The following is a 4,257-nucleotide window of genomic DNA, read 5'->3' as shown; positions in this document are numbered from 1 at the left end:
CCGATGGCAGGCATCGAATAAACCTAAACGATTTCGGCACTCGAACTAGCGAGGGTATCAAGCGCCCCGTTCACCGTAACCGGCGGGCATAGTATCGCTCAGTATGAGACTTCAAAATGCGATTCACCCTTGATCACGTGTGTAGCGGCGACGCAATCGACTTGAAGCAACTGACGAAAAAAGACGAGCCGCACATCTATCTCCTACAGCCGTCGCCTAGGAAACCATGTGAAGGAAAGGCGTCTGTTCCCCTCCGAGCCACGATGCAAAACCGTCGCCTCATGCTGGCGGGCAAGACGCCAGCCGAAGCCGCGAAGGCCGTTGGCGTGGCGCGGCAGACGGCATACACATGGAAGGCCCGTCTGGACGAAGGCGGCATCGAGGCGTTACGCGTCATGACCACGGGCCGGCCAGCGCAGTTGGATGTGGGCCAGTTGAAGGGCTTGCGCGTAGCGCTGCTGCAAGGTCCATTGGCACACGGTTTCGGTACCGAGTTGCGGACACTCAAACGCGTACGGGCGCTCATCGAGTGACTGTATGGCATCACTTTCAGCGAGGTCCATGTCTGGCGACTGAACCGCACCGGGTGTCGATGGCGGTCAGTTTCCGCGCTTTTCAGGCGGCATCGTATATCGGCGTCGCAGCAAGGGGCGAACAATCCGGCTAGCGGAAGCAGTAATTGCGCTTTGAGTGATATGACGACGATGCGGGTCGCGGCGTAGAGAGCCCGTAGGGCGACTGGAGACGCGAGCCGCATCGCGCCGCGGCCCGACATGGTAGAAAGGCGTTTGCCAAGGAAGAACAACAGGCGCGACGCCGGCCTCAACTGCCAGGTCCAGTCCGGCACCGCGCCTCCACAGGGTTTCCATGTGGCAGGCCTTCTGGCCGGCCGGGGAGCCGTGTGAGCTGCCAGTATCGCATTGCTCGCGCGGCCCGTCGACTTCAGTGAACCCGTCTCTTTGGCGTTCCAGGGGAACCGCCAATGCAGCCGCCTTCAGGTCGCCTGTATCTGTGCGCCCGTTGTCGGGCGCAGGTCTTCGTCTGCCGCCAGTGTGACCGTGGCAATCGATACTGCCGCGACTGCGCCGCCCATGCACGCCGCGACAGCGTGCGCGAAGCCGGGCAACGCTATCAGCGTTCCCGCCGCGGACGCTTCGCACACGCCGCACGCGCCCGGCGCTATCGGGTCCGGCGGCAATTCGTGACGCATCATGGTTCACCTGACTCCCCCGCCGATGGTGTACTGCAACCGGACCGCGACGACGCCGTTGCACTCGCCAACGCCGCCGTTCGCCCGGCGGCGCCGCCTCAGTTGAACTGTCGTTTCTGCGGCACCTTGCTCTCACCGCTGGTACGAACCGACTTTGTGCGTCGTCGTGGTCTCCATCATGTTCGCCCCGAAGGCGTTGCCTTCGACCGTCGTTCTGATCGCGGAGGCCCCGATGACGATTCCGGTTGAGCTTGAGACGCAGATCCTGCGTCTCTACCACGTCGAGAAGTGGCCCTGCGGCACCATCGCGAAGCAGTTGCACGTGCACCGTGAGACGGTGCTGCGCGTGCTCGCCGGCGCCGGACTACCGCGATACGGCCCGACGCCGAAGCCCTCGATGATTGAGCCGTACCTGCCTTTCATCCGGCAGACGCTGGCGAAGTATCCGACGCTCACGGGCAGTCGTCTCTACGTGATGGTGCGCGAGCGCGGCTACAAGGGGGCGCGAGATCACTTCCGGCACATGCTCGCGCTGCATCGCCCACGCAAGCCCGCCGAGGCCTTCCTACGGTTGCGCACCTTGCCAGGCGAGCAGGCTCAAGTTGACTGGGGTCACTTCGGATTTGTCGAGATCGGTCGCGCGCGTCGGCCATTGATGGCCTTCGTGATGGTGCTCTCGTACTCGCGCGACATCTATCTGCGCTTCTTCCTCGATGCGCGGATGGAGAACTTTTTGCGCGGTCACATCGGTGCGTTCAACACGTGGTGTGGACTGCCGAGAGTTCTGCTCTACGACAACCTGAAGTCGGCGGTGCTTGAACGGCTCGGCGACGCGATCCGCTTCCATCCAACGCTGCTCGCGTTCGCCGGCCATTACCGCTATGAACCGCGCCCCGTTGCCGTCGCGCGCGGCAATGAGAAGGGACGCGTGGAACGCGCAATACGACATGTGCGCGAAGCCTTCTTCGCCGCGCGCAAATTCACTGACCTTGACGACCTGAACGCGCAGGCCGAGCAATGGTGCCGCACGCAGGCGGCCGACCGTCCGTGTCCCGGATCGCGCGATGACCGTGCGTGAGGCATTTGTTCAGGAGCAGTCGTTGTTACTCCCGCTACCTGCCAATCCGTTTCCGGTCGAAGAGCAAGTGGCCGTGAAGGTCGGCAAGACGCCCTACGTGCGCTTCGATCTGAACGACTACACGGTACCCCACACGCACGTGCGTCGCACGCTGAGCGTTCGTGCTGACCTCAACCAGGTTCGCGTGTTCGACGGCGCCGAGATGATCGCCAGCCATCGGCGCAGCTACGATCGAGCTGAACAGATTGAAGACCCACAGCACCTGAAGACGCTCGTCGAGTTCAAGCGTGAAGCGCGTCAACACCGCGGCATTAACAGCCTGACTCGCGCCGTGCCTTCCTGCCAGCTCTTGCTGATGCGCGCGGCTGAGCGTGGCGCGAATATCGGCGGGATCACGACCTCGCTGCTGCGCCTGCTCGATCGCTACGGCGCTGTCGAATTGCAGGCGGCCGTCGAGGACGCGCTGCGCGCGGGATCGGCGCATACGAACACCGTGCGGGCGGCGCTCGAACGTCGTCGCGCGGCGCGAGGGGCACCACCGCCCGTCGTCATCAATCTGCCGGAGCACGTGCGCCGTAAGGATGCGCCCGTGCAGCCGCACCGGCTCGATACCTACGATCAACTGGCAAGGGAGGAAGACGATGACCTCGACCACGATTAACAATGAAGTCCTGCGTCTACGCGCCAAGGCGCTGCGCCTGAACGGTCTCGTCGAACACTGGAGCGAAATCGACGGCGCCACATGGCTCGCGCCGCTGCTGCAGTGGGAAGAAGACGAGCGCGCGCATCGCTCGTTGCAGCGACGCATCCGGGCGGCGAAGCTGGGCAAGTTCAAGGCGATGGCCGACTTCGACTGGAGCTGGCCCGCGAGAATCGACCGCGCGGCGGTGGAAGACCTGATGTCACTCACATTCCTCACCGACGCAACCAACGTCGTGTTCGTCGGCCCGAACGGCGTGGGTAAGTCGACGCTTGCGCAGAACATGGCGCACCACGCACTCATCCAGGGCCACACGGTGCTGTTCAAGTCAGCTAGTGAGATGCTTGGCGAGCTCGCCGCGCTCGACAGCGATTCGGCGTTACGGCGGCGTCTGCACCACTACGCGACGCCGGACATCCTGGTGATTGATGAGGTCGGCTACCTCTCGTACTCGAACCGGCATGCCGACTTGCTGTTCGAACTCGTCAGCCGCCGGTATGAGGCACATTCGACCATCATAACGACCAACAAGCCGTTTAAAGAATGGTCCGACGTGTTCCCAAACGCGGCCTGCGTGGTGTCGCTGGTCGACCGCCTCGTGCATCGCGCAGAAGTGATCCCAATCGAGGGCGAATCATATCGACTCAAGGAAGCGCGCGAGCGCAATGAAGCCCGCGCCAGGCAGCGCAAAACCCGCAAGCCCCCCACGAAGACGGAGACCGCGTGATGAACCGCCCCTTGTTGCCATCGGCGCGCCGTCGCGGATTGCCGTTCACCGTTCCCGACGACTGGACGCCTGAGCAGGCACTTGCCGTGTTCGAAGTCCTCGAGGATCTGCTCGCCGTCGTGACTGACTTCTATGGCGCTCAGCTTAATGAACTGCTGCGTGAGCAGCGCTCTTCCAAGGCGCACGCGCGTACTCACGAACGCGACCCGCCGTTCTGACATAAATACAGTGCATCAAAGCGAGGGGGGCCTCGCAGGGCCCCCCTCGCGCCTGAGCAAACCACTCTGACTTGCGCCGCCCAAAAAGCGCGGTTTTACAGCGCCGTCAACATGAGCTGCAGCTCATGCTCGATTTGTTGCTGCACGTGGTGGGGAACGCCGGCAGGGAAGCGCCGGTGCGCGCCGATATAGGTCTCTTGCCGAAGATAGGCTTCGTGCGTGTAGCCGTCGGGCACCAGTTCGTCGGGATACTCGTAGCGGAGTTCATCGAGAGAGAAGCTGCAGCGCGCGAGCACCCTCAACGTTTCCGCAATTGCATGTGGG

The 4,257-nt window shown here is 63.1% G+C and carries 5 protein-coding genes and 2 pseudogenes; 5 read left to right on the top strand and 2 right to left on the bottom strand.

The features are described from left to right. Positions 1 to 263: 263 nt before the first annotated feature. Positions 264 to 530, top strand: a pseudogene (locus BG57_RS30530) (helix-turn-helix domain-containing protein); the annotation flags it as partial. Positions 531 to 994: 464 nt separating this feature from the next. Here BG57_RS30530 and BG57_RS30525 read toward each other — a convergent pair. Continuing rightward, positions 995 to 1,213 (bottom strand): hypothetical protein, encoded by a 219-nt coding sequence (locus BG57_RS30525; RefSeq protein WP_035970957.1) that lies wholly within the window; start codon positions 1,211 to 1,213, stop codon positions 995 to 997. A 229-nt stretch (positions 1,214 to 1,442) separates the two neighbouring features. Here BG57_RS30525 and istA point away from each other — a divergent pair, with 229 nt between their 5' ends. From istA to BG57_RS30510, 4 genes are all read left to right on the top strand, one after another. Then, complete coding sequence (istA, locus tag BG57_RS34075) at positions 1,443 to 2,288, top strand: IS21 family transposase (protein ID WP_229754117.1); 846 nt, start codon at positions 1,443 to 1,445, stop codon at positions 2,286 to 2,288. Between the two features lie 67 nt (positions 2,289 to 2,355). Then, positions 2,356 to 2,949: a Mu transposase domain-containing protein gene (locus BG57_RS34070; protein ID WP_241482171.1), complete on the top strand. Its 594-nt coding sequence runs from the start codon at positions 2,356 to 2,358 to the stop codon at positions 2,947 to 2,949. Beyond that, the gene (gene istB, locus BG57_RS30515; protein ID WP_035970956.1) at positions 2,930 to 3,715 is read left to right on the top strand and encodes an IS21-like element helper ATPase IstB; all 786 of its coding nucleotides are present in this window, start codon (positions 2,930 to 2,932) and stop codon (positions 3,713 to 3,715) included. Before BG57_RS34070 ends, istB begins: the two co-directional genes overlap by 20 nt. Beyond that, positions 3,715 to 3,933 carry a hypothetical protein gene (locus tag BG57_RS30510; protein WP_035970954.1) on the top strand — a complete coding sequence of 73 codons (219 nt, stop codon included), beginning with the start codon at positions 3,715 to 3,717 and terminating at the stop codon, positions 3,931 to 3,933. The genes istB and BG57_RS30510 overlap by 1 nt, the downstream gene beginning before the upstream one ends. 110 nt (positions 3,934 to 4,043) lie before the next feature. Here the strand turns inward: BG57_RS30510 and BG57_RS30505 are convergent. Next, positions 4,044 to 4,257: pseudogene (locus BG57_RS30505) on the bottom strand (hypothetical protein); the annotation flags it as partial.

The sequence above is a fragment of the Caballeronia grimmiae genome (assembly GCF_000698555.1).
GTDB classification, from domain to species: Bacteria; Pseudomonadota; Gammaproteobacteria; order Burkholderiales; family Burkholderiaceae; genus Caballeronia; species Caballeronia grimmiae.
This window is presented reverse-complemented; position numbering and strand designations above follow the sequence as displayed.

Coding starts and splice junctions, on each gene's coding strand:
- BG57_RS30525 (WP_035970957.1), bottom strand. CDS start 1,213: ATGATGCGTCACGAATTGCCGCCGGACCCGATAGCGCCGGGCGCGTGC.
- BG57_RS30510 (WP_035970954.1), top strand. CDS start 3,715: ATGAACCGCCCCTTGTTGCCATCGGCGCGCCGTCGCGGATTGCCGTTC.
- istB (WP_035970956.1), top strand. CDS start 2,930: ATGACCTCGACCACGATTAACAATGAAGTCCTGCGTCTACGCGCCAAG.
- istA (WP_229754117.1), top strand. CDS start 1,443: ATGACGATTCCGGTTGAGCTTGAGACGCAGATCCTGCGTCTCTACCAC.